Consider the following 26,130-nt stretch of genomic DNA (forward strand, 5'->3'; position numbering starts at 1 on the left):
AAAGGCGGAAGCATGTTCGCTTCCGCCTTCCTCCGAAGAGTGGAGAAGATTAGTTTTTCGCCAACAGACTCGTCGGATTGACCGGCTTGTTATTGTCGTACACTTCAAAGTGCACATGCACGCCCAATGCCTTCTCCAGCTCGCTCCGCCCGGCCGTGCCGAGCGTGTCGCCCTTCTTGACCGTATCGCCTTTCGCGACCTTGACATCCGCCAGGCTCTGATAGACCGTCTTCATGCCGCCCCCGTGATCCACTTCCACGACGAAGCCGTTTTTCGGGTGCTGCTCCGCGCGGGTGACTTTGCCGCTCATGGCAGACAGGACGTCGAACGCTTGCTGATCCTTGCGGGCCAGGTCGATGCCTACATTCGGCGTGAAGGTCTGTTCGAACTCTATCAGCGCCGCCGCTTGCTCTTCTTTGCTGGCCGTCTCGTCATAGAAGGACATGACGACGTCTACTTCCTGCGCGTCTTTCACCGGCCAACCCAGCGTCTCGTTGGATGCGACCACTTCGACCGCGTCTTCGTTGACCGTTCCCTCCGCCTGTGTTCCGGAATCTACCACCGTCTGATCGACCTGCGCCGTCTCCGCGTTCGGGTCGAGCGGCCGGTTCATATCCTGGTAGACCCACACTAACGTTAGGATGATTGCTGCTGCGGCCATGTACAAAGCAGGAAAGACCCATCGCTTGGACAACAGCTTTCTCCATGTGGAAGTGTGAACCGCCTGCGCTCCCGGCATCGTTTTGGAAGCTTCCGGCGTGTTCGCTGCATTGTTAGCCGATGAACTGGTTGTGGATTTGTTTTTCGAGTTGTTTTGGTTTTGTTCACTCATTTGTGATCACCTCAGTAACCATTGTTACCGGGGCTATCGCTTTTATACGTGGAAGTTTGCTAATTTTTTAGATTGATAGTTCTCTTACGAGGAAGGCCTGCCGGACGCCGTTAGTAACTTCGAAGCTTTGTCCAACCGAACCCCTGTATAATAGTAGGTCAAGATCCGCTCGGCCCCCGCTCCTTGCTTCGCCATGCCCTGCGCCCCATACTGGCTCATGCCGACGCCGTGGCCGTAACCGTAAGTCGTGATGCGCAGCTTGTCGCCGTCCCGCTCCCAATCGAACGCGCTCGATCGCAGATTCAGCTTCTCCCGGATATCCCTGCCGCTGAAGCGCTTCGATCCGAATTGAACCTCCTCCACCCGCTTCCCGGCCGTTCGGGACAGGATGCGCACATCCGCTGCCAGCCCGCCGCCTGGCCGTGTGCCCGAGGAGGAATTTCCCGTTCCTCCCTGCCGCGTGGCTTGCGCAAGCCCCGGTACCGCCGCCGGAGTCAGGCCGAGCTTGTCGAGGACTTCGTTCAGCGGCAGCTCGACCGTCTCGGCGTACCGGGGAGACTCGGCCTGATCCCAAGGGCTCGGCACACTCTTCAAATAGGGAACCGGATTTTTCCAATAGTCCTCGGCATTCTCGGTATACCCGTTGCTCGTCGAGAAGAAAGCGGCCATTATCGGCTCCCCTTGATAAGTAACCACTTGATCCCGCGTCTCATTGACGGCCTGGTTAAGCCTCGCGATCATGCGCTCCGGCCGATTCGCCAGCTCGTCCAGCGGGATATACGCCTGATGGGCCACGGTATCCGTCACGTCAGCCCCTTCAGGGACGCCGGCAGTGTCGCCCGATCGAAGGCGGCGCACAATATACGTGCGGGCGGCGATCGCCTGTGCCTTCAGCGCCTCCAACTCGAAATCGGCCGGCATCTCGGCCGCCAGGACGCCACGCACGTACTGCTCCAGCGGGACATTCTCTATCTTGCGCGCGTTCGCCAGATAGACGCGCACTTCCCTCCCGCCCTCGGGCGTGCCCGTCATGGGCGGCGCCGGACCGGGACCGATCTCTGCGGCAGGAGGGCGATCCACCAGCCGATCTACCAGCCCGAGCGGGAGCAGCACCGCCAGCACCATCAGGCCCCCCGCCCATAGGATGACTCGTCCCAGCATGTCGTTCCTCCGGGATGATCGTCTCGCCGCGGGACCTCCCTTCCATCGCTTGGCAGAAATCCGTGTCGGCAGCATTGTCATCGCTTCTCTCTCCTTATCCTCCCGATGGCTCCCTCTTTCTATGAACCGGATATAGAGGGAAGGAGGTAATCTACTTTCATCCTATGCTTTTTTGAGAGACGAAAGAACCGGAATCTGACAAGCTCTGTCCTTCGCCGGACCATAAAGGTCAGGTGCCGGCAGGACACGTATATATAGTAGTTTCCGTTTTTGGTACGGCAGATTGCTCACGAAATCGAAGGTACCCGCAGCAGCTGAGGAACTAGCATATAAATACGAAAAGCGGTTCCTCTTCTGCGGAGGAACCGCTTCTTGCTTGAATTGACGTCTTTAGCCGCCGCATCCGAATCTTGGAACCTTCGAACGGACGAATCCAGACCGGATTCATTTATTCAAATCATAACCGCAAAGAGAGCGATATGAATATCTACGCCCAGGTCGGCTGCGCGCTGAACAGCGGAATGTCCTGTTCTTCCTTCGCTTCCTGCGCTTGCTCCTCGATCGTGACGCGATAGATATCGGCTCCCAGCGAGGATAACTTCTCCGCGATATTGACGTAGCCGCGGTCGATATGGTGCACCCCGCTCACCTCGGTCGTTCCTTCCGCCACCAGTCCGGCACAGATTAAGGCCGCGCCTGCGCGCAGGTCCGTCGCGCACACCTTCGCCCCGACAAGCTTAGCGCCTCCCGTGACGACGGCGGTCCGTCCATCAACCTTAATATTCGCCGACATCAGATTGAACTCATCGACATGCATAAAGCGGTTCTCAAATACCGTCTCCGTGACGACGGAGGTCCCTTCCGCCACAAGCAGAAGCGCCATTATCTGCGACTGCATATCCGTAGGGAAGCCCGGATAAGGCAGCGTCTTCACGTCTACGGCCTTGAGCGGCCGATCGGCTCGAACCCGGATTCCATTCTCGTCCGGTTCGATCTGCACGCCCATCTCTTCCATCTTCGCAATAACTGGACCAAGATGGTCTGCAATGGCCCCCTCAACGTACACATCCCCGCCGGTCATCGCCGCGGCCACCATATAGGTGCCGGCTTCGATTCGATCCGGGATGACCGTATGCTCGGCCCCGTGCAACTGCTCTACACCTTCGATGCGAATGACTCCGGTGCCGGCGCCCCGCACCTTGGCGCCCATCTTATTCAAATAGTTGGCCAAGTCGACGATTTCCGGCTCGCGCGCCGCGTTTTCAATCGTCGTCGTGCCTTCGGCCAGCGTTGCAGCCATCATTATATTTTCAGTCGCGCCGACACTGGCCACGTCCAAATAGATCTTGGCGCCCTTCAGCCGGCCGTTCACTTTCGCTTCAATGTAGCCCTGACCCAATCCAATCTGCGCACCCATCGCTTCGAAGCCCTTCAGATGCTGATCGATAGGCCGCGTTCCAATCGCACAGCCGCCAGGCAAGGAGATCCGTGCCTGACCCGCGCGGGCCAGCAATGGGCCCATCACGAGGAACGACGCCCGCATTTTGCGCACCAGCTCATACGGAGCTTCATACGAGTGAAGATGCTCTGCGTTTACGCGAATGGTTTCATTGGAATATGTAAGGTTGGCTCCCAGCTTCTCCAACACATGGTGTATCGTCTTGACATCGTCGAGTGGAGGCGCGTCACATATTACACTTACGCCATGCTCTCCCAATAACGAAGCAGCGATGATCGGCAGCACCGAATTCTTTGCACCGCTTACGCGGACGGTTCCCGTCAATCGTTTGCCTCCGCGGACGATAAATTTGCTCATCATGTTTCCCTCCGCGCCTTTTTTCGCCCCATCCTCACATCACTGTACAAGATGGTAGGTCTCTCTCTTGCCCAACCCTCATCATACCACCGCCTAACGAGGCCGACAAGCGATATTTTTCGACATACCCTTCCACAATTTACTTGGGGCTACTCCCATTGTTGACATCTTTATTCGATGTTATTCGACAACCACCGAATCCGCCGGCCGTCCCCGGTCTCTGCCATCCCAGGGCAGCGACAGGAAAGGCTGCCGGCATGCGGTGAATGTTTTTCATTTCCTCTTAACCACAATCGCTACGCTCCAAACAGATAACGCACGGACTGCGTCCAGCCCCAATAATCGATGAAAAAACCGGCCACTGCCCGCCCGACTATAATCGCCAGGAGCAAGTGCAGCATCTTGCCCTGCGGGCTCTGCGGGTGGCGGATGAACAGATCGAGCTTGACATGCTGCAGCGACCACCACGCGACGCCGATGCACAGCAGCGTGACAAGCATATTCACCACGCCGCCCCAACCGACAGCTGCCGATAGATTCGACCAAGAATTATCCATAACACACCCTCCTTCTATAGAGGTTGTTCCTCAAATCCAGCTTACCGCAGCCCGTCGAGCATCGACACGAACTCCGCCCGGGTCGCCTCCCGATCCGGAGCGAACAGGTCCTCGTCCATCCCTTGGATAAGGCCCTCCTCTTTCATGGCGGCCAGCATCGGGGCGGCCCAATGGTTCACGGGCACGTCGCGGAACGGAGCCTCCGCCGGACGCTCCGGCTGAATGCCGAGCGCCTTGCCCATCATGACAGCCATCTCCGCCCGCTTGACCGGCAGAGCCGGACCGAAGCGGCGGTTGCCGATGCCGCCGGTGATCCCCGCCTTCGCTACCCGGGAGACATCGGCGTAGGCCCAATGCTTCGCCGGAACGTCAACGAAGGTGGGAGCTCCCTGAATGCTTCCGCCCAGCTCGAAGGCCTTGGTCAGGACGGCTGCCGCTTCGGCCCGGGTAATCTGGCGGTTCGGCCGGAACAGCGCCTCGTCATAGCCCTTGATCCACTTGGAGCGGACGGCCGTCACAATCGCATCCTGAGCCCAGTGGCCGCCGATATCCCGGAAGCCTTCAACCAACGGCTCGGTGTTGAAGGACAAACGGTAATATTTCGTGTCGAACTTCTTGTCCGTCGTCAGGCGGACATAATACGTTCCCGGCTTCAGAACGGCGCCTGCCGATATCTGCTCTAGCTTGGAGCCGCTCTGCGCGCCGGCGAGCTTCTTCTGCTCCTTCGTCATCACCGTCATGCCGACGTTCCGGTCCGTCGGAAGACTCTTCAAGGTCACCGTGCCGTAGACCGGATTTTTGACCGTGAATTGGAACCAGTCCACATCGCTGTCTTTGTCGAACACGCCGACATATTCGGTGCCTTCGCTCATCGTGACCGCTTCATACATCTTGTCGTTCGGTTCATTCGGATCGGTGTATTGCGTAATATAATCGACATGCAGCTTATACTCGCCCGCGACCGGCTCCGGATGCGCCGTGACGACATTCTGCACTTGAATGTAATATTTCCCCGCGGGAAGATCGGTCAGCACGGCCGATTCCGACCGCCCCTCCTTCTCTTCATCGATCCATTGCGTCCGAATATGGGAGCCGCGCACCTCCAGCGCCGGATCGATACGCACCGTATCCACGCTGACCTTCAGGCGCAGCGTGCCTTTGCGCGGCAGTTGAATCATATACCAGTCGACATCGCCCGCATGTCCGAACGTGCCGGCAATATCCTGCGTCCGCGCCGGAATCGTGTAGGCCTGGTACTGCAGGTCATTGGATTCGAAAGGATCCTCGTAGATGAAAAACCGGGACGACAGCTTATAGGACAGCGTCTCCTTTCCCTCGTAACCTTGATGCTGGAGACGGATCATATTCAGGCCCTGCTTCACCGGAATGAGGGTCTTCTTGCCGCCTGCGTCGCTGTACGTCTTGCCTGTGCTCTGCTTCCCTTCGTAATGCGTCGCCTGAACGGTTCCTTTCCCTTGGATCCGTTCCAGCGAGAGCTGCAAGGTGCCTTCGTAAGGGGCATCGACCGCGAACCATTGGGTCCGCTTATTCGGGGCGAATACGCCGCTAAGCGACGTGTCGATAGGGAATACGCGCGCAGAGGCGCGAGTCGTATTCGTGCCGAATGCTTGCTCATCGTAAGGGATGCGAAGCGCCTCGTCCACACGCAGCAGGCCGTATCCGCTCTCCCGGTCCCAGCCTGGCGATTCGATATTCTGCGCGGTGCGGCGGAGATGCTCCCGGATCTGGTAGGGCTTCAGCGCGGGATATTTGCTCCACAGCAGGGCGGCCGCTCCGGCCGCTTGCGGCGCAGACATCGAGGTTCCTTCCTCCGCCTTGTAGCCGCCGCCGAGCGCTGTCGTAAAGACATGCCACGGAGCGACCAGATCGACCTCCGGCCCCGTGTTCGACCGCGGCTCTACCAATAGATCGGGCGAGCTTCCCCCGACAGCCAGCACAGTCGGATAGGCCGCCGGATATTTGACCTCCACCTTCTCCTGGTAGCGCAAGCCGTCATTGCCCGTGGCCGCGACGAGCAGCACGCCCTTTTTCTCGGCGTAACTCACGATATCTTCCATATATTTCGAATAACGATACAATCCCACTGACATGACAACGATTTTGGCTCCGTGATCGACCGCGTACAATATGCCGGCGCCTAACTTGTCTTCGTCCCCGTAGCCTTGCGCATCCAATGCCTTGATCGGCATGATCTTCGCGTTCCACAGCACCCCTGCGGTACCCTTGCCGTTATTGCCCACGGAGGCGAGCACGCCCGCCACGCTGGTGCCATGGCCGTTATCGTCCTGAGGCAGCCCCGCTTCCAGCAGATTCGTGCCTTTGACGAGATTGGGCTTCAGATCAGGGTGGTTCAGGTCCACTCCGGTATCTACCAGCGCGATCGTAATGCTCGAGTTGCCCTTGACCTGACCCCACGCCTTATCCGCTCCGATCTGCCGCAAGTACTTCTGCTGGGAATAGAGCGGATCATTGGGCTTGACGGCCGCGTTCAGCGTCTGGACAGACTGATTCGGTTGAACATATTCAACATGCTCCGACTGTCTCAGCAGCTCCAGCCAATCCCCGGCGGCGTCCGCTTGCTGCGGCTTGACGATCGAAATATTGACGGCCTGCTGCTCGCTTACGATTTGGCTGTTCGCCAGCAGCCGATCATCGTAATGTCCATTTTTCCATTTTACAATCCAGGAGTCGGCTGCCTCTTCCTTCGCGGCGCTTTCCCGCCGCATCTCGCTTAAGGAGAGAAGATTGCCGTCCGTCCCTGCCCGGTCGACCGGCCGCAGATTACGAATCTCTGTCTGCAGCGGAGTCAAGGAGTTCACCAGGACAAGCAAGGCCAAGGCTGCAACCAACATCGATCCGACGGCTGTTCGCCATCGTGTCTTCATAACTTTCATCCCATTCCAATCATTCAGGTTATGCACGGGCACCGTGCCTCATTCAGAGGATGATTAAACCAGACCATCACCCTGCTGTCAATCGGTAAACCTTGCTTGTTGACAGAACATTCCTGTCCGCCATGCCATTCGCCATGGAACCCATTGCTATTGTAAGGGATGCCGAATGACTGCACAAGGCGTCGTAAGATATATAAGATTCGTCACATGAAAAGGACAATCCTTTATTTAAAGCCAATATAGTTCCTTGGACCTATTATCAACAAATTCCGCATCAACGGGCTCGCAAGCCCGCCTCTTCACCATTGTTTTTGGATGGAAAACTAACCCCTCGTTCCCCGCCTCCCGGATAAAAAAACTTCGCCTGTACGGCAATTTCATGCGGGGGACTAACTGGCTTCATGCCGGATCAGCCTGCTTCATGCACGGACCCGCTAGCCCTAACTTAACCTGTTCTGCCTTCCCCGGCCCCGCCCTATCTAAAATTAAGAAAGTCCAAGGGATGTTTCGGAACTTCATTAGGACTTGTCTCTCATTTAGAAAGAAATGGATTTAAAACGCTCGGAGTGTCAAGTTTTGCTTAGGAAATTGGACAATCCCCGCCCCTTCGTAAAAAAGGGGGCCAGCGGACTGAAGATTCCACGATTTCTTCAGACACGTCGATTCGGTAAGCAAAATCCTGCGTAAATACAGCAATTCGATAGGCACGGCTTCAGCTAAAAGAGAATCCTGCAAAACTGCAGCAATTTCACCCGTTTGGCTCCGGCTTGGAGCACAACGGCCTAAAATGATGTAGATTTGCAGCATTTCCTCGGGATGCGGACTCATTGAACCGAAATTCCTGTAAAATAGCAGCAATTCCCTCCACACGTTCAAGCCCGAGGAGGAACCGATGCCCTCAGTAGGCGATGATGCTCCAAAAATAGTTAAATTCTAAATACCCAAAAAGCCCCTGAACCTGGTGCCCAGGTTCAGGAGCCCTAATGGCTCATTTTTATCTCACCAGCAGATCGGCCCCGATCGAGAAGACCCGGCCCAGCGCATGGATGACCGGATTCGGGAATGCCCCGAGGCCGACAATCGCGAGCACACAGACGACGATGACGAGACCTTGCGTCCATGGAATGCGGACCGCCTCCTCATTATCCCCGCGCATATACATCTGGCGAATAAAGCCGAAGTAGAAGTAGAACGAGACAACGCTCGTGACCATCATGACGATGGCGATCCAGAGCGTGTGCGATGCAATCGCCCCGAGAATAATGAACAGCTTCCCGAAGAAGCCCGCGGTAACCGGAATGCCGGCCAGCGACAAGACCATCACCGTCATGGCGACGGCCAGCCACGGCGAACGGTAGTAGAGGCCCGCATAGCCGCTTAGTTCGTCATGGCCGGAGGACCGTTCCACAACCATATGAACGGCAAAAGCCCCGAAGGTCATCAACAAATACGCGATAAGATAATAAATGAATTCCGCGAAATTCGACGCGTGCAGATGCTGGCCGAACAAGTTCAGACTGACCGGAACCAGAAGATAGCCCGCGTTCGCGATTCCGGACAAGGCAAGCAGCCGCTTCACGTTGGCCTGGCGCAGCGCCATCGTCGTCCCGACGATCATGGACAAGGCTGCGATAGACAGCAAGATCGTCGACAGGTCCGAATAGATGGCCATATTCTGACCCAGACCGAGGTACATGCTGTAGAACATGCGGAATACGACAGCTATCGTCGCCGCCTTGGACACGACGCCCAGAAAGGCGGATATCGGCGTCGGCGCCCCCTGGTATACATCCGGGGCCCAGGCGTGGAACGGAGCCGCCGCGATTTTGAAGCCGAAGCCGACGATCATCAGGATGAAGCTGACATAAATGAGCGCCTCGAACCCGGCGCTTCGATCGGCCAGCGCATGGGCGATTCCATTGAAAGCCGTGCTTCCGCTAATCCCGTAGAGGAATGACATGCCGTATAAAATAAAGGCCGAAGCGACGCTTCCGAGCACCGTATACTTGAAGGCGCTCTCCGTTGATTTGCTGTCGTGCTTTTTCATCGCCACCAAAATATACGATGTGATGCTAAGCAGCTCCAAGCCGACATAAAGCGTAAGCAGATCGCCGGAGGAAGCCATCATCATGCCTCCGATCGCGGCCGGAAGGAGCAGATAGTAATACTCTCCCCGGTTCGGCAGCTCTTCCTTGCGCAGATTGCCCAGACTCATCATGATGACGAACCCGACGCCAATCAGAATGATGGCCTTCATTATCAGCGCGAAGCCGTCGATGCGATAGCTGTGTTCCAGCAGTTGCACCGCCTGCGCCGTCTCTGCCGTCAGCTTCGCCCGCTGATATAGCTTGAGCAGGACGAAGCCAAGCGACACGGCGACGGCCATCAGCGAGAGCACGCCCATGACGTCGCGGTGGATCCGGCGGGGAAGAGCCAAGTCAATGAGCGAGATGACAATGGCCGCAATGACTAGCGTAAGCTCAGGCGCCAGCAGTGCGAGATCGGCCAAATGCAGCAGTTGAACATGCGGCGTTTCCATGAGCCTACCCCCTCACCTTGAATAATTCGATCATTTGCCCGACGCTATTGTCTATCGGGTCGGTTACGAAGGACGGGAACAGACCGATAAGGACAATGCATGCGGTCAGCACCATTATCGGAATCGCCTCCGCCAGCCGCGCATCCTTCAGCCCCTCGAAGCGGGCATCGATCGGCCCGTACGAGATGGCCAGCACCCCGCGGAGCACATAGACGGCGCTGAAGATGACCCCGAGCGCTCCGAGTATCGCGGCCCAGGATGCGGTACCGTACAGCCCGAGCAAGGTCAGCAGCTCCGCGACGAAGCCGGACAGCCCCGGCAAGCCAAGCGAAGCCAGACCGGCCAGGAGCAGAATCCCGCATAAGAACGGCATGCTCTTCGCCAGGCCGCCCAGTTCCCCGATGCGCGTCGTGCCCGTTCGCTCGCTAAGACTGCCGACGAGCAGGAAGAACAGGGCCGAGATGAAGCCGTGCGACACCATCTGAACGACTGCGCCCTGTATGCCCAGCTCGTTCATCGCCGCGACGCCGAGCAGCACGAAGCCCATATGGCTGATGCTGGAATACGCCAGCAGCAGACGCAGCTCCCGCTGCCGGAATGCCAATACCGCACCGTACAGCACATTAATTACGCCGAGCACGGCCAACACGGCCGCCCAGGATGAAGTCTCGCGAGGCAGCAGCGCCGCACCGAATTGGACGAGCCCGTAAGCTCCCATTTTCAACAAAATCCCCGAGTGAAGCATGACGACCGGAGCCGGAGCTTCGGCATGCACCTTCAGCATCCACGTATGGAACGGGAAAAACGGCAGCTTGATGCCGAAGGCGATCAGCAGCAGCACGAACACCGTCGTCTTCATTCCCGCGGTCAGATAAAAGACGCTGTAGTCCGCCTGATTGACGTAAGCTGACGCGCTTCCCAGATTGTCCATAATGACATTCAGGTTGCTGCTGTAGATATAGTGGCCGCCATCCGGGAAGTCGGGATGGTTCGCGAAGCCCGCGGTTACCGTCAGCATGACGAAGGCTACGAGCAGCAAGGCCGAACCGAGCCCGTTATAGACGAGGAAGCGGTTCGCCGCCTTCTCCCGGTGCATCAATCCCCATATGCCGATCAGGAAAAACGTCGGCACGAGCGTCCATTCGAAGAACATGAAGAACAGGAGCAAATCCCGCGCCAGGAAGACGCCAATCATTCCGACCTCAAGCAAAAGAAAAAGAATGTAATACGTTTTCCATCTTTTTTTGATGCCCAATGAAGCGATAGCAGCCATCGAGGCCACAATCGTCGTCATGACGACGAGCGGCAGCGACAGACCGTCAATGGCCAAATGATAATCGATATTGAACGACCAGGATTGAATGCCGCTGGCGATCTCCAGGTTCAGCGGAAGAGAGATCCAAGCGTATTGCTCGGTTAAAGACGCTCCCTTATCGACCAAATCGTAGATGCCGTACACCGTGAGCGCCAAGATGAGCGGCAGGAAGGTCGCCGCGATGCCGATGAACCGAATCGCGCGCGCGCAGCCCTTCGGCACGAACAGCAAAATCAGCACGCCTAACAGCGGAGAGAAGGTCAGCAGTGACAATAAGGGCAGCGATGTAAGCCCGTTTACCATTTACCAGAACCTCCTTCCGAGCGCCAGGATGAACACGATCAGCGCAGCGAATCCGAACAGCGACATCAGCCCGTAGGTCTGGATCTGCCCGTTCTGCAGCCGGGTCCCCGTCTTGCCGATGCCAATGGCCGTTCCCGATACAAGCCGGACAATTCCGGCGACAATCCATTTATCGAACGCCTGCAGGATGCGGCCGAGACCGGCAAGCGAGCGGACGAAGACGATCTCGTACATCTCGTCGATATAGTACTTGTTCGCCACAAGCCGATAGAACGGATTGGCCGCTTCCCGCGTACCGCCGCGGCGGCTTCCGCGCGGTCCGTACCAAATATATCCCAACCCGATGCCGAGCACGCCCGCCAGCACCGATATGATCATGGCTGCCGCATGAACGGAGGAGCCCGGTTCATCCGCGTTCAGCCACGTGCCGAACGCGCCGCTGAACGGAGTATGAACGAAGCCGGCGACAGCGGCCAGCACGGCCAAGACGACGAGCGGGAATGTCATGGAAGCCGGAGCTTCGCGGACGCTCTCCGCATCCGAATCGGCGGCCGCCGAACCGGTGAAGACCAGGAAGAACAATCTCGCCATATAAAAGGCGGTAATGAATACGGTGACGGCTCCAACGATGAAGAGCAGCATATTTTGTTCCCAAGCGGCCCCCAGAATGGCGTCCTTGGACCAGAAGCCGGACAGCGGCGGAATGCCGGACAGCGCCAGGGCGCCGATGGCGAAGGTCCAGGCCGTCACCTTCATCCGGTTCCCCAAGCCACCCATGCGGAAGATATCCTGTGTATGTATGGCGTGAATGACACTGCCTGCCCCGAGGAACAGCAGCGCCTTGAAGAAGGCATGGGTGAACAGATGAAATATCCCGGCCGTAACCGCCCCGAGCCCGAGCGCCATCATCATATAGCCGAGCTGGCTGACGGTGGAATAGGCCAAAATCCGCTTCATATCCCGCTGCGCCGCGGCAATCGATGCCGCGAAGATCGCGGTGAAGCCGCCTACCCCCGCCACGATCATCATCGCCGTCGGCGAGAGCGAGAAAATAGCAAAGGTCCGGGCGACCAAATATACGCCAGCCGCAACCATGGTCGCCGCGTGAATCAGCGCGGAGATGGGCGTCGGCCCCTCCATCGCGTCCGGAAGCCATGTATGCAGCGGGAACTGGCCGGATTTGCCGACGGCTCCCAGGAAGATCAGCGCGGCAAGCCAAGTGCCCAAGCCGGCGGAGATGCCATGCTGCGCCATGGAATCGGCATTGGCGAACACGTTCCCGATCATCGTAAAATCAAGCGCATGGTTCGGCATATGCCAGAACAGAATGAGAATCGCGACCAGCAGCCCGACATCGCCGATGCGGGTCACGATGAAGGCTTTTTTGGCGGCGGCGCGCGCCGCAGGCCGCTCATACCAGAAGCCGATCAGGAGAAAGGAACAGACCCCGACCAGTTCCCAGAAAATATAAAGCTGAATCAGGTTCGGCGACAGGACAAGTCCAAGCATGGCGCCCGTGAACAGAGCGATGTACGCATAGAACACCGTCTGCCGCTCGTCGTCCTCCATATAGGCTTTGGAATACATATTGACCAGCGTGCTAACCAGCGTGACAATCACGAGCATCAGCGCATTGAGATTCGTAACGTCAAATCCGAACTCGAGACGGATATCGCCGACGCGGAACCATTCGAAGCTGCGGGTGTAGTCGTCAGGCGCTCCTGTCATCCGCTCCCACAGGATGAGGATGGACAGTACGCATGCCGCGAACGAGCTGAAGACGCCGAGCGTGACGGCAGCACCTTTCATCTGGCGGCCGAATGCCGTCAGCACGAGGAACGCGAGCAGCGGAATGACCGGGATAATCCATGCATATTGCGACAAGACGGATTCCATTGTCGTATCCTCCTTACGGTTATCTCTTCAATTCGTTGTATTCGTCCACGTTAGCCGTGCCGCGGTTCCGGTACAACGCGATTAGAATGGCGACGCCGACCGCCGCTTCCGCCGCGGCGACGGCAATCGTGAAGAGCGAGAAGATCTGGCCCTTCAGGTTCGGCACGACCCCATACTTGGAAAAGGCAATCAAGTTCAGATTGGCCGCATTCAGCATCAGTTCGATGGACAGCAGCACGATGACGGCATTGCGCTTCGTCAGCACCCCGAACAATCCGATGCAGAACAGGATGGCTGCCAGCGTAAGATAGGAAGCCAGCATGCTACCCATTTAATCCGCCTCCTTCTTCGCAAGCACGATCGCCCCGATAAATGCGACGGTCAACAGCACCGACAGCAGCTCGAACGGGATGACATGCTCCGTGAATATCTGCTTCCCGAGCTGAAGCGTATTGTTCTGGGCCAGCCCGGCCGGCTCAGGCGCGGGAAAGTCGGTGCCGCGTATCGTAAAGAACAGCACCCCGAACAAGGCCAGACAGCCAAGGGCGGCCAATGTCTCCCTCAGCGGGCGCGATACCTCCTCGTCCTGACGATCATGCCGGGTCATCATAATGCCGAAGATCATCAGAATCGAGATGGCTCCCGTGTAGACCAGCACCTGGACGAAGGCGACGAACTCGGCTTCCAGCATAACGAAAATGCCCGCGAGCCCGAGAAAAGCGAAGGCCAGCGACACGACCATATGAACGACCTTCGTAAAATTGAGCATCAATACGGATCCGGTAATGATGCAAATGGCAAGCACGAAGAAGGCTACCGTTTCTCCCGTCCACTCGATGGAGAAGTTAAACATTTTTTCTGGCGCCCCCTTTTGGCATGGCTGAATTGTTTTCCTGCCGAATATTCTGGTTGTTCTCGTTCAACCATTCCATGTTTTTGAACAGATCGTCCCGGCTGTACGTCGCCAGCTCGAAATTGTTCGTCATGACAATCGCTTCCGTCGGACATACCTCGGTGCACAAATCGCACAAAATGCAAATTTCAAAATTGATGTCGAACGTATCGATAACCTTGCCCTTCTTCTCCGGATCCGGGTTCGGCTTGCCGGTGAGCGTAATGCAATCGGTCGGGCAAATGCGCGCACACATGTTGCAGACGATGCATTTGTCCGGATCGAAATATTGAATGCCGCGGAACCGGTCAGGCATGACCAGAGGCTTATCGGGATACGGATAGGTGACTTTTTTGGAAGTCAGCGCCTTCATTGTGACGCCCAGCCCTTTGAATATTCCTTTCACGTATTTCCCCCCTAGCCTATTTGTTGAAAAATTCGATGTACAGCGCCGTCACAAACACATTCAGAAGCGCCAGCGGCAGCAGCACCTTCCAGCCGAAGCTCATCAGTTGATCCACGCGAATGCGCGGCATGGACGCCCTCAGCCAGAAGACGAAGAAGACGCAGAACGAGAATTTGAGCGCGAACCATAAGATTCCGGGAATAAAATCAAGGAACGGAAACGGCGGATGCCAACCGCCAAGGAACAGCACCGTCGTCAGCGCGGAGAGCGCGAAGACGTACACATATTCCGCCAGCATAAAAAAGGCAAACCGGAAACCGCTGTACTCCACATGATAGCCGGCGACCAGCTCGGACTCCGCCTCCGGCAAATCGAAAGGAGTCCGGTTCAGCTCCGATATCCCTGCAATGATGAAGACGACGAAGCCGATAATTTGCGGGAACAGATTCCATTCCCAAAAATAATTGCCCTGCCCCTCTACAATGGTACGCAAACTGAGCGATCCATTCAATAGAATAATGCCGACGACAGAGATGACAAGCGGTATCTCATAGCTGATCATCTGCGCCGCAGAGCGCATTCCGCCCAAAAGTGAATATTTATTGTTCGAGGCCCAGCCTCCGATAATGATGCCGATGGTCGTAATGCTGGAGAGGGCGGCGTAGTAGAGCAAGCCCACATTCAGATCGGCGAAGCCGAGACGCTCGCTGTACGGTACCGTAGCCAGTACGGCGAACGCGGGCACATAGGCGATGACTGGCGCGAGGATGAACAAGGCCCGGTCGGCTTTGCGCGGAATGGTGTCTTCCTTAATAAGCAGCTTGAATATGTCCGCGACGGTCTGCAGCAGCCCGAGCGGACCGACCCGGGACGGGCCATGGCGGTACTGCATCCAGCCAATCACTTTCCGTTCAAAGTAGATCGCATACGTGACGAAGCCGAGAACGACAAGCATCATGACAATAGCCCAGCCCAGAAAGATAAATGCATTTGTCCAAGTGAGCGATTGCGCGATTAGTTCTTGCACTAGCAATCCACCTCCCCGACGACGATATCAACCCCGCCCAGTATCGTGATCAGGTTCGTCATCGTCTCTCCGACGAGCAGCTTCGGCAGGATTTGCAGGTTGACGAAGGAAGGACGCCGGAACTTCAAGCGATAAGGCTCCTGCTTGCCCCGCGATACGATATAGCAGCCGATCTCGCCGCGCGGCGATTCAATCCGCGCATAGATTTCTCCTTCCGGCGGACGGATGACGCGCGGCACCTTGCCCATCGTCTCCCCGTCGCCCGGGAATTGTTCCACCGCCTGCTCCAGAATGCGCAGACTCTGGTGAATCTCCTCCAGCCGGAGGACGTAACGCGTATAGCAATCGCCGCCCGTTCCCACCGGGACGTCGAATTCGAAGCGGTCGTACAAGCTGTACGGCTCCTCCTTCCGCAGATCCCATTTCACGCCGGTACAGCGCAGATTCGCTCCGCTCAATCCATAGGCGATGGCCGTCTCGGCATCATAGGTTCCGATTCCTTTGATGCGGGCCAAAAAGATCTCGTTCCCGCTTACCAGCTTGTCATATTCCTTCAACCGCTTGCGCATGTAAGGAATGAAGTCGCGCACCTTGTCAATCCATCCCGGCGGAGCGTCCCACTTGACGCCGCCGACGCGCATATAGTTGTACGTCAACCGCGCGCCGCACAGCTCGTTGAACAGATCGATGATAATTTCTCGATCGCGGAACGCATAGAGGAACGGGCTCATCGCCCCGATGTCCAGCAGGTAGGTGCCCCACCAGACGAGATGGCTGGCCACGCGCTGCAGCTCCATTACGATCAGGCGGAGAAATTCCGCTCGTTCCGGGATTTCGAGCTGCATCATCTTCTCGACGGCATGGACAAGCACATAGTTATTCGTCATCGCGGACACATAGTCCATTCTATCAGTGTAAGGGATAATTTGCGTGTAGTTGAGGTTCTCGGCCAGCTTCTCTGTCCCCCGGTGCAGATAGCCCATCACGGGGGTGGCTTCCTTGATCACTTCGCCGTCAAGCTTCACGACAATGCGAAAAACGCCATGCGTGCTCGGATGCTGAGGACCGACGTTCAAGAGCAGTTCTTCTGTGCGAATCAAGGGGATTACACCTCCGAATCCAACGGCTCATAGTCTTTGCGCAGCGGGTGGCCGACCCAATCGTCCGGCATCATGATGCGGCGGAGATCGGGATGCCCGGGAAAATCGATGCCCAGCAGGTCATACACTTCCCGTTCACACCAATTCGCGGTAGGCCAGATCGGCGTGACCGAAGCAATGGACGGCTGATCCCGATCGGTTTTGACGTGAACCGCCGCCTCGGCCTTCGTGGATAAATTGATCAAATAGTAGACAACCTCGAGATGCGTCTCGCGGTCTACGCCGGCCAGATTCCGCAAGTAATTGCAGGACCACTCCGGATGATGCCGAAGCAGCTGAGCGCAAGCCAACCAGTGCTCATTCTTCACGGTAATCGTCGGCAAATGCCCGTTCTCTTCGTTAATGACGGCCTCCTCCACCGCATCCGCCGCCACTTCCGCCTTCAGCAGGGCGACCAGCGCATCAAGGATGGGCTGCTTCGGTGAAGGCTCCTTCGGCTTCGGCGGCTCCTCGCTCGCCTTCGCCCGCGGCGCTCGTGCCGGGCGCTCGGGCTTGTCGCCGGCTGCGGCTCCCGCAGCTGCCCCGGCAGGCCGTTCGCCCGCAGCTCCCGCGGCGCCCTCGCCTCCTTCGGCCGCAGCCCTCGCCTTCGCGGCGCGCCGTTCCTCCGCGGCCTTCAGGCGGGCGGCCTTCTCCTCCTCGCTAAGCGGCGCGCGCTTCGCCTTATCCGCCGGCGCGGACGGCTCGGACGAGCCGGGTTCGGGCGCCGGCTTCGGCGCGGCTTCGGCGCGTTCGCTCGCCTCCACGGCAGGCGGCGCGCTCTCAGCGGACGGGGACGCCGCTTCCTTCGCGGGCTCCGCCTTTGGCGCTTCCGCAGCGCCTTCCGGATCGGACGCGGGCTCTTCCAGCGGCGCCGTTCCCTCGGCCGTCTCCTTCACCGGCTTCTCCGCTGTCTCTCCTTCCCCCGTTGCAGACGCGGACGGTTCGGCATCCCCTGGACTCGGCGCGGCTGCTTCCGCTTGTACTGCCTCCTTCCCTTCCGGCCCGGCAGAAGCTCCCCCGACTTTCCTGTTCGGTTCGTCATTTTCAGATTCCCCGGCTTCTCTCGCCGGTGCATCGTTCCCGGCTTGATCGGTATCCTCGGCCTTCACGGCCATCCCGGTTTTGCCGGATTTTTCAGCCTTCTCTTGCTGTGCCGTCTTTTCCTCTTTCTCTGTCCGCTCTTCCTTCATGGCCGTTTCGTTAGTTTCAATCTGCTCTTCTTTCCCAGCCTGTTCCGTTTTTTCATCCTTCTCGGCTTCTAGCGGCGGCTGAACCGCCTCCCGATCCTTCCTCTTCTTCTTGCTCACGCATCCGTCACCCGCTTTCCGGTCTTCGCTTCGTAGCGGATTTTCGCTTGCAGCTTGTTAATGCCATAAATCAATGCCGCCGGATTCGGCGGGCAACCCGGTATGTAGACATCGACCGGTACAATCTGATCGACGCCTTTGATAACCGAATACGATTTGACATAAGGTCCGCCAGCCGTCGCGCAGGAGCCCATGGCAATCACCCATTTCGGCTCAGGCATCTGCTCGTACAGACGTCTCAACAGCGGCCCCATCTTCTTCGTTACCGTTCCGGACACGATCATGACGTCCGACTGGCGGGGGGAGGTCCGGAATATGACGCCGAAGCGGTCCAGATCATAGTGCGAAGCGCCGGTGCCCATCATCTCGATTGCGCAGCAGGCGAGACCGAACGTCAGCGGCCAGAGCGAGTTGCTGCGCGCCCATGCCTTCAGTTGCTCCAGCGTGCCGAAAAAGACATTGCGCTCCAGTTCCTGCCGCTCTTCCAACGTGATTGACTCTAAAGAGAATCCCATCGAAACACCTTCTTTTTCCAGGCGTAAATTAATCCAACCAACAGCAATCCGACAAAAATCAGCATCTCGATCAGCGCGAACAGGCCAAGCTGCTTGTACGCAACCGCCCACGGGTACAAGAAAACGGTTTCCACATCGAAAATGACAAACATAAGGGCAAACAAATAATACCGGATGTTAAATCGAACTTGTCCCACACCAACCGGCTCGTTACCGCTTTCATACGTTGTTTGTTTCATGTCTGTCGGCTTCTTCGGCCTGAGCAGCCGGCCCGCTGTCAGAGCGGCCACCGGCAGAAAAATACCGAGTCCGACAAAAATGGCCACGATGACGTAATTGTTGATGTACTCCAAAGACATCCCCTCCGTCGCAGCTTATCGTATTACAGACAATCCTGTATTCAATTGTTATAAAACCCGCCACAATTATAACAAAACCTACCAACCCCGTCTATGCAATTCCTGGCATAATTTGTATTTCTTTTTGTAATACGGCTTATGGACATATCGTTATATTTTATTCATCGCGACAGGACAATAGAAGCATTTCAAAGAAGCTTTTGTGGAAATATATACATATTCGTTCAAATGAAAGTCCAGAGAGATAAAGTCTATTATTACTATCGGCTTAGAGAGAATAGTCCATGGTTCATCGTTGAGGGATCGTTGTTGCGGAATCATGCGTCGAATATCGGTATTCCGACGGAAGCCAGGCGGCTGCGTTCAACTAACCAGGGGTCAATTCGGCGGAAGAGCGCTGCGCAAGCCTTCCGCATATAAATCAAGCCGAGACGCTAACAGCGCTCGGCTTGAATCGATTATCGTTGTACGTTTCTTTGGGACACTTGGATCCGTGTTACGGCACGTTGGAGCGACAATTCCGCACGGCGGAAATCGACGTGATCCTGTTTGCTCCGTTGAGCCATTGCCAGGCGTTGTTCCGCACGCGCCTTTGCTGCCTTCGCACGCTCGATGTCGATTTCTTCCGGCAATTCCGCGCTTTCCGCCAAGACAACGACCTTGTCTCTGCGTACTTCCACGAACCCGCCATGAACAGCAAGCCAGTGCTCCTTGCTGCCTGTCTTAATCTTCATCGGCCCAACCTGCAGCGGCGTTACCATCGGGATATGTCCTGCCAAAATGCCGAGTTCACCTTCCACGCCCTTGACGGTAATCATGTTCACTTGATCCTCGAACACTTTATGCTCGGGTGTGACGATTTCCAATAAAAAGGTGCTCAACTGCGGTTCCTCCTTCCGTTCCATCCGGAACTACCCGTTCCGGACAGCCCGTTTCACGTCAAGCCGCTTATAGCGTCTTTGCCTTCTCCACCGCTTCTTCGATGGTGCCGACGAACAGGAATGCCGCTTCCGGAAGGTCGTCGTGCTTGCCGTCGAGAATTTCCTTGAAGCTGCGAACCGTTTCCTTGACCGGCACGTACTTCCCGGGAATGTTCGTGAACTGCTCGGCAACGTGGAACGGCTGGGACAGGAAGCGTTGAATCTTCCGCGCCCGGGCTACCGTCAGCTTGTCATCCTCCGACAGCTCATCCATACCGAGAATGGCGATAATGTCTTGCAGCTCTTTGTAGCGCTGAAGAAGCTTCTTCACGTCTTGCGCCACATCATAGTGCTCCTTGCCGACGATATCCGGCGACAGGGCGCGGGATGACGAAGACAGCGGATCGACCGCCGGGAAAATACCCAATTCGGAAATTTTCCGGTCGAGGTTCGTCGTTGCGTCCAAGTGGGCGAACGTCGTCGCCGGCGCCGGGTCCGTATAGTCATCCGCGGGAACGTAGATCGCCTGAATGGATGTTACGGAGCCTTTTTTGGTCGACGTAATTCGTTCCTGCAATTGTCCCATCTCGGTAGCCAGCGTCGGCTGGTAACCTACCGCGGAAGGCATGCGGCCCAGCAGGGCGGATACTTCGGAGCCCGCTTGCGTGAATCGGAAAATGTTATCGATGAAAAGCAGCACGTCGCGGCCTTCTTCGTCACGGAAATATTCCGCCATCGTCAGACCGGTCAGAGCAACGCGCAGACGCGCTCCAGGCGGTTCGTTCATCTGACCGAACACCATCGCCGTCTTGTTGATAACGCCGGAGTCTCTCATTTCATAGTAGAGGTCGTTCCCTTCCCGGGTACGCTCGCCTACGCCGGCGAAGACGGAAATCCCGCCGTGCTCCTGCGCGATGTTATTGATAAGCTCCTGAATGGTGACGGTTTTCCCAACGCCCGCACCGCCGAAGAGGCCGATCTTGCCGCCTTTGACGTACGGAGCAAGCAAGTCGATGACCTTAATCCCGGTCTCCAGAATCTCCGCTTGCGTCGTCAGCTCGTCGAAGCTAGGAGCCGGCTTATGAATCGGGCTGGACAGCTCGCGGCTGACGTCCCCCGCATTGTCAATCGTATTGCCCAGCACGTTGAAGACACGGCCCAATGTCGCCGCGCCTACCGGTACGGTAATCGGATGCCCCATATCGGTTGCTTCCATGCCGCGCACCAGACCATCTGTCGAAGACATCGCGACGCAGCGCACTACGTCATCGCCCAGATGGACGGATGCTTCCAATGTCAAGTCGATGTCAGGCGCGCCAGGAGTCGTCGATTTCTGTTCAATCTTGATCGCGTTCAATATCTCCGGAAGTTGACCGCGTTCGAACTCAATGTCGACAACCGGACCGGTTACGCTAATCACGCGTCCTTTGTTCATCTCGTTCCCTCCTACTGAAAACTTGCGCTATCCTGTTACCCGTTTAAGCTTGAGCGTTCGCTCCAGCTACAATTTCAGAAATTTCCTGCGTGATCGCCGCTTGGCGCGCACGGTTATAAGACAATGTCAACGAGTTGATCATCTTCGTCGCGTTCTTCGTCGCGCTGCCCATAGCGGTCATCTGCGCGCCGAATTCGCTTGCTTTCGCATCCAGCAGCGCGCTGTAAATGAGCGTCTCCGCATATTTCGGCAGCAGATCATGCAGTACCGCCTCCGGCGAAGGTTCATACTCATAACTGGTCGTCTCTCCGCCCAATGCGTCATCATCCAATGGAAGAAGGCGTTTCTCGACCGGTACCTGCGTGATCGCGTTGACGAATTCGTTGTAGAACAGGTTGAGTTCGTCGTACTGCTCTTCTTCGAAATATTTCACGGCTTTATAAGCTATCGTCTTAATATTCGCGAAGCTTGGAGAATCAGGCAGCTCCGTCACGACCTCCACCATCGGCATTTCCCGTCTGCGGAAGTAATCGCGGCCTTTGCGCCCGATGACGAACAATGCATATTCATCCGCCGAACGGTGACGCTCGTTAATGACCTGCATCACTTTGCGGAGCACGTTGGCATTATAGCCGCCCTTCAATCCGCCGTCGGAAGTGATGACCAGATATCCCGTCTTCTTCACCGGACGCTTCGCGAGCATCGGATGCTGAATGCCTTGCGTGCCTGCGGCGATGCTGGAGACGACTTCCTTCAGCTTATCCGCATAAGGACGAGCCGCTTCCGCCTTCTCCTGTGCGCGGCGAAGCTTCGCTGCCGCCACCATTTCCATTGCCTTCGTGATCTGCCTTGTACTCTGTATGCTCTTGATCTGGCGTCGTATTTCGAGAATCCCTTTAGCCACTTACCTTCACCTGCCTTTCACACTTTGCGGGAGGCAAAGCGGAATTCATCCCTGTGCAGGCCGGGCCGCCATTGGCTTCCCGGCTTGCCTGTTCACTCTATAATCAGCTCGACACGGCGAAGCTCTTCTTGAACTTGGTAATCGCCTGCACCAGTGCCTCTTCGTTTTCTTTGCTCAAATCTTTCGTATCCCGGATCGATTGATAGATTTCATCGTTGTTCGACTGCAGGTACATATGAAGCTCCTGCTCGAAGCGAAGAACGTCCTTGACCGGAATATCGTCGACATGGCCTCTCGTCGCCGTATAGATGCTGACGACCTGCTTCTCAACCGGAAGCGGCTCGTTGACGCCCTGCTTCAGGATTTCCATCAGACGGGCGCCGCGCTCCAGGCGGGCCAGCGTCGATTTGTCCAGATCGGAACCGAACTGGGAGAAGGCCTGCAACTCGCGGTATTGAGCCAGATCCAGCTTCAGTGTCCCGGCGACCTTCTTCATCGCCTTAATCTGAGCCGCTCCCCCTACGCGGGATACGGAAATACCGACGTTAACCGCCGGACGTTGGCCGGCAAAGAACAGATCGGACTCAAGGAAGATCTGTCCGTCCGTAATCGAGATGACGTTCGTCGGAATGTACGCCGATACGTCATTCGCCTGCGTCTCGATGAACGGCAAGGCCGTCAAGGAGCCGCCGCCATTCTCGTCGCTGAGCTTCGCCGCGCGCTCCAGCAAGCGGGAATGGAGATAGAAGACGTCGCCCGGATATGCCTCGCGGCCCGGTGGACGGCGAAGGAGCAAGGAGAGCTCGCGGTATGCCGCCGCTTGCTTGGACAGGTCATCGTATACGACCAGCACATGCTCGCCTTTGTACATGAAGTACTCGCCCATCGCGCAGCCTGCGTACGGTGCCAGGAAGAGAAGCGGCGCCGGTTCGGATGCCGATGCCGTAACGACAATCGTATAGTCCAAAGCGCCGTGGCGGCGCAGTGTTTCCACGACTTGAGCTACGGTCGATTGCTTTTGGCCGATAGCGACGTAAATACATTTTACGCCGTTGCCTTTTTGGTTAATAATTGTATCGATAGCGATGGTCGTCTTCCCGGTCTGACGGTCGCCGATGATCAGCTCCCGCTGTCCGCGCCCGATCGGCACCATCGAGTCAATCGCTTTAATCCCGGTTTGCATTGGCTCATGAACCGATTTACGGTCGATGACGCCCGGCGCATTCGATTCCACCGGACGGAATTCCGTCGTCGCGATCTCTCCCTTGCCGTCAACCGGCTGTCCGAGCGAATTCACGACGCGGCCGAGCAGCGCTTCGCCGACCGGCACTTCCATAATGCGTCCCGTACGTTTGACTTGATCCCCTTCGCGAATATCGGTGTAAGGACCAAGAATAACGATACCAACGTTGCCTGCCTCCAGGTTGAGAGCCATGCCTACGACGCCGTTGGAGAACTCCAGAAGCTCCCCGGCCATGCAGTTCTCCAAACCGTGAACGCGGGCGATACCGTCACCGACATTGATAACCGTGCCGACTTCGGCCACTTCGATCTCAGTCTTGTAATTCTCGATTTGACTTTTAATCAATGTGCTGATTTCTTCAGGTCTGATGCTCAATTCGCTTCACCCCATTCTTCCGTGCTTATATCGTTTAACGTACTTGTGTTTTCAACGTTTTTTGAATACGCTCCAGCTGGCCGGACAAGCTTCCGTCATACAAGACATCGCCGATGCGCACCTTCATGCCGCCGATGATCGAAGCATCGACCACATTGTGAACGCGGATCGTCTTGTTGAGCATCTGTCCGAACTGGGCGGCCACTTCTTGCTTCCCGGCCTCGTCCAGCGGAAAGGCAGTCGTCACATAGGCATCTGTCACGCCGGTCGCTTCGCCGACGATGCGGACGAAGTGATTCGCCAGGTCGGGAAGGATGCGGATGCGCCCCCGTTCCGTCAGGAGCAGCAGCGTATTCAGGACAATCTCGGATACTTCGCTTTCGAACGCCTGCCGAACGATAGCCTGCTTCACGCTGATATCAATATTCGGCGCGGAGAACAGAACGTACAGTTCCGAAGTCGAGTTCATGACTTCAACGACAGCCTTCAGCTGCTGCTCGGTCTCGGCAATGGCTTTGCGCTCGGATGCCAGGTCGAACAGCGCTTTGGCATAACGCTTCGCTATATCTTTGCTCATTGTTTGCCCCCTACCTCTTTCAGGTACTGGTCAACCAATTGCTCTTGGTCCTTCTCGTCCACCTGCTTCTGAAGAAGCTTCGAGGCGATGGCGACAGACATGCCGCTGACTTCATTGCGCAGGGCAGCCACAGCCTTGTTCTTCTCGCTCTCGATATCGCGGGCTGCTTCTTCCTTCAAGCGAGCTGTCTCGGTCTTCGCTTGACCGATGATTTCGTCGGCCTGTCTAACGCTGGTCTGCTTCGCCTGCTCGATAATGTCATAAGCTTCTTTGCGGGCAGAATCGAGAGCTTGCTTCTGCTCTTCGATGTAAGCCTGAGCTTGAGTCCGGCTGTTGGCCGCTTCGTCGAGCTGCTGCTTGACCAGCTCGCGGCGTTTCTCCATGACGCTGAACAGAGGCCCGAACGCATATTTTTGAAGCAAAAAATATAGGATAAGGAACGCGAGAATCGCCCATACGAAATTTTCCCACACGAAATTCACTACAGTCACTCCTTTCCGTTAACATGACGCGCATTTACAAAACGAAGGCGCGGATGGCATCGGCCTTCCCCGCCAGACCGTTTGTCTATTCATTAAGAGAACATTGCCAGGAATGCGATAACTGTAGCTGCGAGCGGAATAACCTCGACGATACCGACACCGATAAACATGGTCGTCTGCAACATGTTGCGGGCTTCCGGTTGGCGGGCGATCGACTCCACCGTACGGCTTACGATCATACCGTTACCAAGACCTGCGCCCAATGCGCCCAAACCTACTGCAATTGCTGCTGCTAACATACCCATTAGAAAAGTCCTCCTCAAATTCATGTATTTGTGAATTGCTTTTGTTTATATGTCTCACCCGAAGTAGCTCATCAAAATGATGATTCGGCAGAGTTTGTTAATGTTCTTCATGCACGGACGCTTGCGCGATGTAGACCATGGTCAACATCGTGAAGATGAAAGCTTGCAATGCGCCGATAAAAATACTGAATCCTTGCCAAGCCGCGAGGAACGGAAGACCGAATACGCCCGCTCCGATGAGCGTCGATATCAAGACCTCGCCCGCGAAAATGTTCGCGTAAAGACGGATACCGAGCGCGACCGGCTTCGCCAGGTTTTCCACAATGTTCAATGGAAGGAAAATCGGGAACGGCTCGATATAATGCTTCAGGTAATGCTTGCGGTTGTTCTTCAAGCCCAGGAAGTTCACGATGACGAAGACCATGAACGCCAGACCGAAGGTAACGGAAATGTCTGCCGTCGGCGACTTATACCATAGCAGATGGACGTGCTCCGGCTTGCCTTTGGCAGCAAGATCGTTGAAGACCTGTTGGCTCGTCGTAACGATCTCCTGGCCGAAGATGGTTACCGGGTGGTGCGCCTCCGTAATAACCGCGAACGGCAATCCCAGCAGGTTGGATACAAAAATAAACAAGATAAGCGTCATCCCGAGGGAGATGTATGCCTTGCCTTTTTTGAAATCCATCGCGCTGCCGATAATCCCCTGTACGAATTCGACAACCCATTCCATGAAGTTCTGCATTTTGGAAGGGTTCTCGACCGACAGATTGCGGACGGCCAATCGTGCAATGATGAATACGATGACTACACTGATGAGCAGCGTGAGTATAATGGATAAATCCAAGTGCAGTCCGCCAACCTCGATAATCGGTGCTGAGTGCATAAATGTGTTCACCCCTTTCCAATAAGC

General features: G+C 56.5%; 25 protein-coding genes. All 25 read right to left on the reverse strand.

The features are described from left to right. Window positions 1-49: 49 nt before the first annotated feature. On the reverse strand, window positions 50-832 hold the full coding sequence (locus tag L6439_RS25960; RefSeq protein WP_168179150.1) for a M23 family metallopeptidase: 783 nt from the start codon (window positions 830-832) through the stop codon (window positions 50-52). 84 nt (window positions 833-916) lie between these two features. After that, window positions 917-2,074, reverse strand: a complete 1,158-nt coding sequence (spoIID, locus tag L6439_RS25965) for a stage II sporulation protein D (protein WP_213469877.1) — start codon at window positions 2,072-2,074, stop codon at window positions 917-919. Window positions 2,075-2,480: 406 nt separating this feature from the next. After that, a complete protein-coding gene (gene murA, locus L6439_RS25970) occupies window positions 2,481-3,809 on the reverse strand; it encodes a UDP-N-acetylglucosamine 1-carboxyvinyltransferase (RefSeq protein WP_172878952.1) in 1,329 nt (442 codons plus the stop codon). A 296-nt stretch (window positions 3,810-4,105) separates the two neighbouring features. After that, window positions 4,106-4,366, reverse strand: coding sequence for a DUF1146 family protein (locus tag L6439_RS25975; RefSeq protein ID WP_168179153.1), 261 nt, complete (start codon window positions 4,364-4,366; stop codon window positions 4,106-4,108). 41 nt (window positions 4,367-4,407) lie between these two features. After that, window positions 4,408-7,272 (reverse strand): S8 family serine peptidase, encoded by a 2,865-nt coding sequence (locus tag L6439_RS25980; protein WP_213469876.1) that lies wholly within the window; start codon window positions 7,270-7,272, stop codon window positions 4,408-4,410. Window positions 7,273-7,833: 561 nt separating this feature from the next. Then, the gene (locus L6439_RS25985; protein WP_213469875.1) at window positions 7,834-8,109 is read right to left on the reverse strand and encodes a hypothetical protein; all 276 of its coding nucleotides are present in this window, start codon (window positions 8,107-8,109) and stop codon (window positions 7,834-7,836) included. A 166-nt stretch (window positions 8,110-8,275) separates the two neighbouring features. Further along, on the reverse strand, window positions 8,276-9,820 hold the full coding sequence (locus L6439_RS25990) for an NADH-quinone oxidoreductase subunit N (RefSeq protein WP_213469873.1): 1,545 nt from the start codon (window positions 9,818-9,820) through the stop codon (window positions 8,276-8,278). A gap of 4 nt (window positions 9,821-9,824) precedes the next feature. Continuing rightward, complete coding sequence (locus L6439_RS25995) at window positions 9,825-11,438, reverse strand: complex I subunit 4 family protein (protein WP_168183042.1); 1,614 nt, start codon at window positions 11,436-11,438, stop codon at window positions 9,825-9,827. Next, window positions 11,439-13,334, reverse strand: a complete 1,896-nt coding sequence (nuoL, locus tag L6439_RS26000) for an NADH-quinone oxidoreductase subunit L (protein ID WP_213469871.1) — start codon at window positions 13,332-13,334, stop codon at window positions 11,439-11,441. It lies immediately after the preceding gene. A gap of 19 nt (window positions 13,335-13,353) precedes the next feature. Next, a complete protein-coding gene (gene nuoK / locus L6439_RS26005) occupies window positions 13,354-13,665 on the reverse strand; it encodes an NADH-quinone oxidoreductase subunit NuoK (protein WP_168183044.1) in 312 nt (103 codons plus the stop codon). Further along, a complete protein-coding gene (locus L6439_RS26010; protein WP_168183045.1) occupies window positions 13,666-14,187 on the reverse strand; it encodes an NADH-quinone oxidoreductase subunit J in 522 nt (173 codons plus the stop codon). Beyond that, complete coding sequence (nuoI, locus tag L6439_RS26015) at window positions 14,180-14,632, reverse strand: NADH-quinone oxidoreductase subunit NuoI (protein ID WP_168183046.1); 453 nt, start codon at window positions 14,630-14,632, stop codon at window positions 14,180-14,182. Before nuoI ends, L6439_RS26010 begins: the two co-directional genes overlap by 8 nt. A gap of 16 nt (window positions 14,633-14,648) precedes the next feature. After that, window positions 14,649-15,659, reverse strand: a complete 1,011-nt coding sequence (gene nuoH / locus L6439_RS26020) for an NADH-quinone oxidoreductase subunit NuoH (RefSeq protein WP_168183047.1) — start codon at window positions 15,657-15,659, stop codon at window positions 14,649-14,651. Then, window positions 15,659-16,759 carry an NADH-quinone oxidoreductase subunit D gene (locus L6439_RS26025; RefSeq protein ID WP_213469869.1) on the reverse strand — a complete coding sequence of 367 codons (1,101 nt, stop codon included), beginning with the start codon at window positions 16,757-16,759 and terminating at the stop codon, window positions 15,659-15,661. The genes nuoH and L6439_RS26025 overlap by 1 nt, the downstream gene beginning before the upstream one ends. Window positions 16,760-16,764: 5 nt before the next feature. Next, window positions 16,765-18,105, reverse strand: coding sequence for an NADH-quinone oxidoreductase subunit C (locus tag L6439_RS26030; RefSeq protein WP_237096653.1), 1,341 nt, complete (start codon window positions 18,103-18,105; stop codon window positions 16,765-16,767). Beyond that, window positions 18,102-18,620, reverse strand: a complete 519-nt coding sequence (locus L6439_RS26035) for a NuoB/complex I 20 kDa subunit family protein (RefSeq protein ID WP_168182355.1) — start codon at window positions 18,618-18,620, stop codon at window positions 18,102-18,104. The genes L6439_RS26030 and L6439_RS26035 overlap by 4 nt, the downstream gene beginning before the upstream one ends. Next, the gene (locus L6439_RS26040; protein ID WP_213469867.1) at window positions 18,605-18,979 is read right to left on the reverse strand and encodes an NADH-quinone oxidoreductase subunit A; all 375 of its coding nucleotides are present in this window, start codon (window positions 18,977-18,979) and stop codon (window positions 18,605-18,607) included. The genes L6439_RS26035 and L6439_RS26040 overlap by 16 nt, the downstream gene beginning before the upstream one ends. Window positions 18,980-19,437: 458 nt before the next feature. Then, window positions 19,438-19,860: a F0F1 ATP synthase subunit epsilon gene (locus L6439_RS26045; RefSeq protein ID WP_168182357.1), complete on the reverse strand. Its 423-nt coding sequence runs from the start codon at window positions 19,858-19,860 to the stop codon at window positions 19,438-19,440. 67 nt (window positions 19,861-19,927) lie between these two features. Continuing rightward, a complete protein-coding gene (gene atpD / locus L6439_RS26050) occupies window positions 19,928-21,334 on the reverse strand; it encodes a F0F1 ATP synthase subunit beta (RefSeq protein ID WP_168182358.1) in 1,407 nt (468 codons plus the stop codon). Window positions 21,335-21,377: 43 nt separating this feature from the next. Continuing rightward, the gene (atpG, locus tag L6439_RS26055) at window positions 21,378-22,238 is read right to left on the reverse strand and encodes an ATP synthase F1 subunit gamma (RefSeq protein WP_168182359.1); all 861 of its coding nucleotides are present in this window, start codon (window positions 22,236-22,238) and stop codon (window positions 21,378-21,380) included. A gap of 103 nt (window positions 22,239-22,341) precedes the next feature. Continuing rightward, window positions 22,342-23,856, reverse strand: a complete 1,515-nt coding sequence (gene atpA, locus L6439_RS26060) for a F0F1 ATP synthase subunit alpha (protein WP_213469865.1) — start codon at window positions 23,854-23,856, stop codon at window positions 22,342-22,344. A gap of 34 nt (window positions 23,857-23,890) precedes the next feature. After that, window positions 23,891-24,433 carry a F0F1 ATP synthase subunit delta gene (locus L6439_RS26065; protein ID WP_168182361.1) on the reverse strand — a complete coding sequence of 181 codons (543 nt, stop codon included), beginning with the start codon at window positions 24,431-24,433 and terminating at the stop codon, window positions 23,891-23,893. Then, window positions 24,430-24,915: a F0F1 ATP synthase subunit B gene (atpF, locus tag L6439_RS26070; RefSeq protein ID WP_168182362.1), complete on the reverse strand. Its 486-nt coding sequence runs from the start codon at window positions 24,913-24,915 to the stop codon at window positions 24,430-24,432. The genes L6439_RS26065 and atpF overlap by 4 nt, the downstream gene beginning before the upstream one ends. A 92-nt stretch (window positions 24,916-25,007) precedes the next feature. Then, complete coding sequence (gene atpE, locus L6439_RS26075; RefSeq protein ID WP_005544835.1) at window positions 25,008-25,220, reverse strand: F0F1 ATP synthase subunit C; 213 nt, start codon at window positions 25,218-25,220, stop codon at window positions 25,008-25,010. A gap of 97 nt (window positions 25,221-25,317) precedes the next feature. Continuing rightward, window positions 25,318-26,103 carry a F0F1 ATP synthase subunit A gene (gene atpB, locus L6439_RS26080; RefSeq protein WP_168182363.1) on the reverse strand — a complete coding sequence of 262 codons (786 nt, stop codon included), beginning with the start codon at window positions 26,101-26,103 and terminating at the stop codon, window positions 25,318-25,320. Window positions 26,104-26,130 lie beyond the last annotated feature (27 nt).

Origin of the sequence: Paenibacillus dendritiformis (assembly GCF_021654795.1) — a bacterium.
Taxonomy (GTDB): domain Bacteria; phylum Bacillota; class Bacilli; order Paenibacillales; family Paenibacillaceae; genus Paenibacillus_B.

Excerpts from the sequence above, each read along its gene's own strand:
- spoIID (WP_213469877.1), bottom strand. The coding sequence starts at position 2,074 with ATGACAATGCTGCCGACACGGATTTCTGCCAAGCGATGGAAGGGAGGT.
- atpE (WP_005544835.1), bottom strand. The coding sequence starts at position 25,220 with ATGGGTATGTTAGCAGCAGCAATTGCAGTAGGTTTGGGCGCATTGGGC.
- L6439_RS26010 (WP_168183045.1), bottom strand. The coding sequence starts at position 14,187 with ATGTTTAACTTCTCCATCGAGTGGACGGGAGAAACGGTAGCCTTCTTC.
- L6439_RS26035 (WP_168182355.1), bottom strand. The coding sequence starts at position 18,620 with ATGGGATTCTCTTTAGAGTCAATCACGTTGGAAGAGCGGCAGGAACTG.
- L6439_RS25960 (WP_168179150.1), bottom strand. The coding sequence starts at position 832 with ATGAGTGAACAAAACCAAAACAACTCGAAAAACAAATCCACAACCAGT.
- L6439_RS25975 (WP_168179153.1), bottom strand. The coding sequence starts at position 4,366 with ATGGATAATTCTTGGTCGAATCTATCGGCAGCTGTCGGTTGGGGCGGC.
- L6439_RS25995 (WP_168183042.1), bottom strand. The coding sequence starts at position 11,438 with ATGGTAAACGGGCTTACATCGCTGCCCTTATTGTCACTGCTGACCTTC.
- L6439_RS26040 (WP_213469867.1), bottom strand. The coding sequence starts at position 18,979 with ATGTCTTTGGAGTACATCAACAATTACGTCATCGTGGCCATTTTTGTC.
- L6439_RS25980 (WP_213469876.1), bottom strand. The coding sequence starts at position 7,272 with ATGAAGACACGATGGCGAACAGCCGTCGGATCGATGTTGGTTGCAGCC.
- atpB (WP_168182363.1), bottom strand. The coding sequence starts at position 26,103 with ATGCACTCAGCACCGATTATCGAGGTTGGCGGACTGCACTTGGATTTA.
- murA (WP_172878952.1), bottom strand. The coding sequence starts at position 3,809 with ATGAGCAAATTTATCGTCCGCGGAGGCAAACGATTGACGGGAACCGTC.
- nuoL (WP_213469871.1), bottom strand. The coding sequence starts at position 13,334 with ATGGAATCCGTCTTGTCGCAATATGCATGGATTATCCCGGTCATTCCG.
- L6439_RS25990 (WP_213469873.1), bottom strand. The coding sequence starts at position 9,820 with ATGGAAACGCCGCATGTTCAACTGCTGCATTTGGCCGATCTCGCACTG.
- L6439_RS25985 (WP_213469875.1), bottom strand. The coding sequence starts at position 8,109 with ATGAGTCCGCATCCCGAGGAAATGCTGCAAATCTACATCATTTTAGGC.
- atpD (WP_168182358.1), bottom strand. The coding sequence starts at position 21,334 with ATGAACAAAGGACGCGTGATTAGCGTAACCGGTCCGGTTGTCGACATT.
- nuoK (WP_168183044.1), bottom strand. The coding sequence starts at position 13,665 with ATGGGTAGCATGCTGGCTTCCTATCTTACGCTGGCAGCCATCCTGTTC.
- L6439_RS26065 (WP_168182361.1), bottom strand. The coding sequence starts at position 24,433 with ATGAGCAAAGATATAGCGAAGCGTTATGCCAAAGCGCTGTTCGACCTG.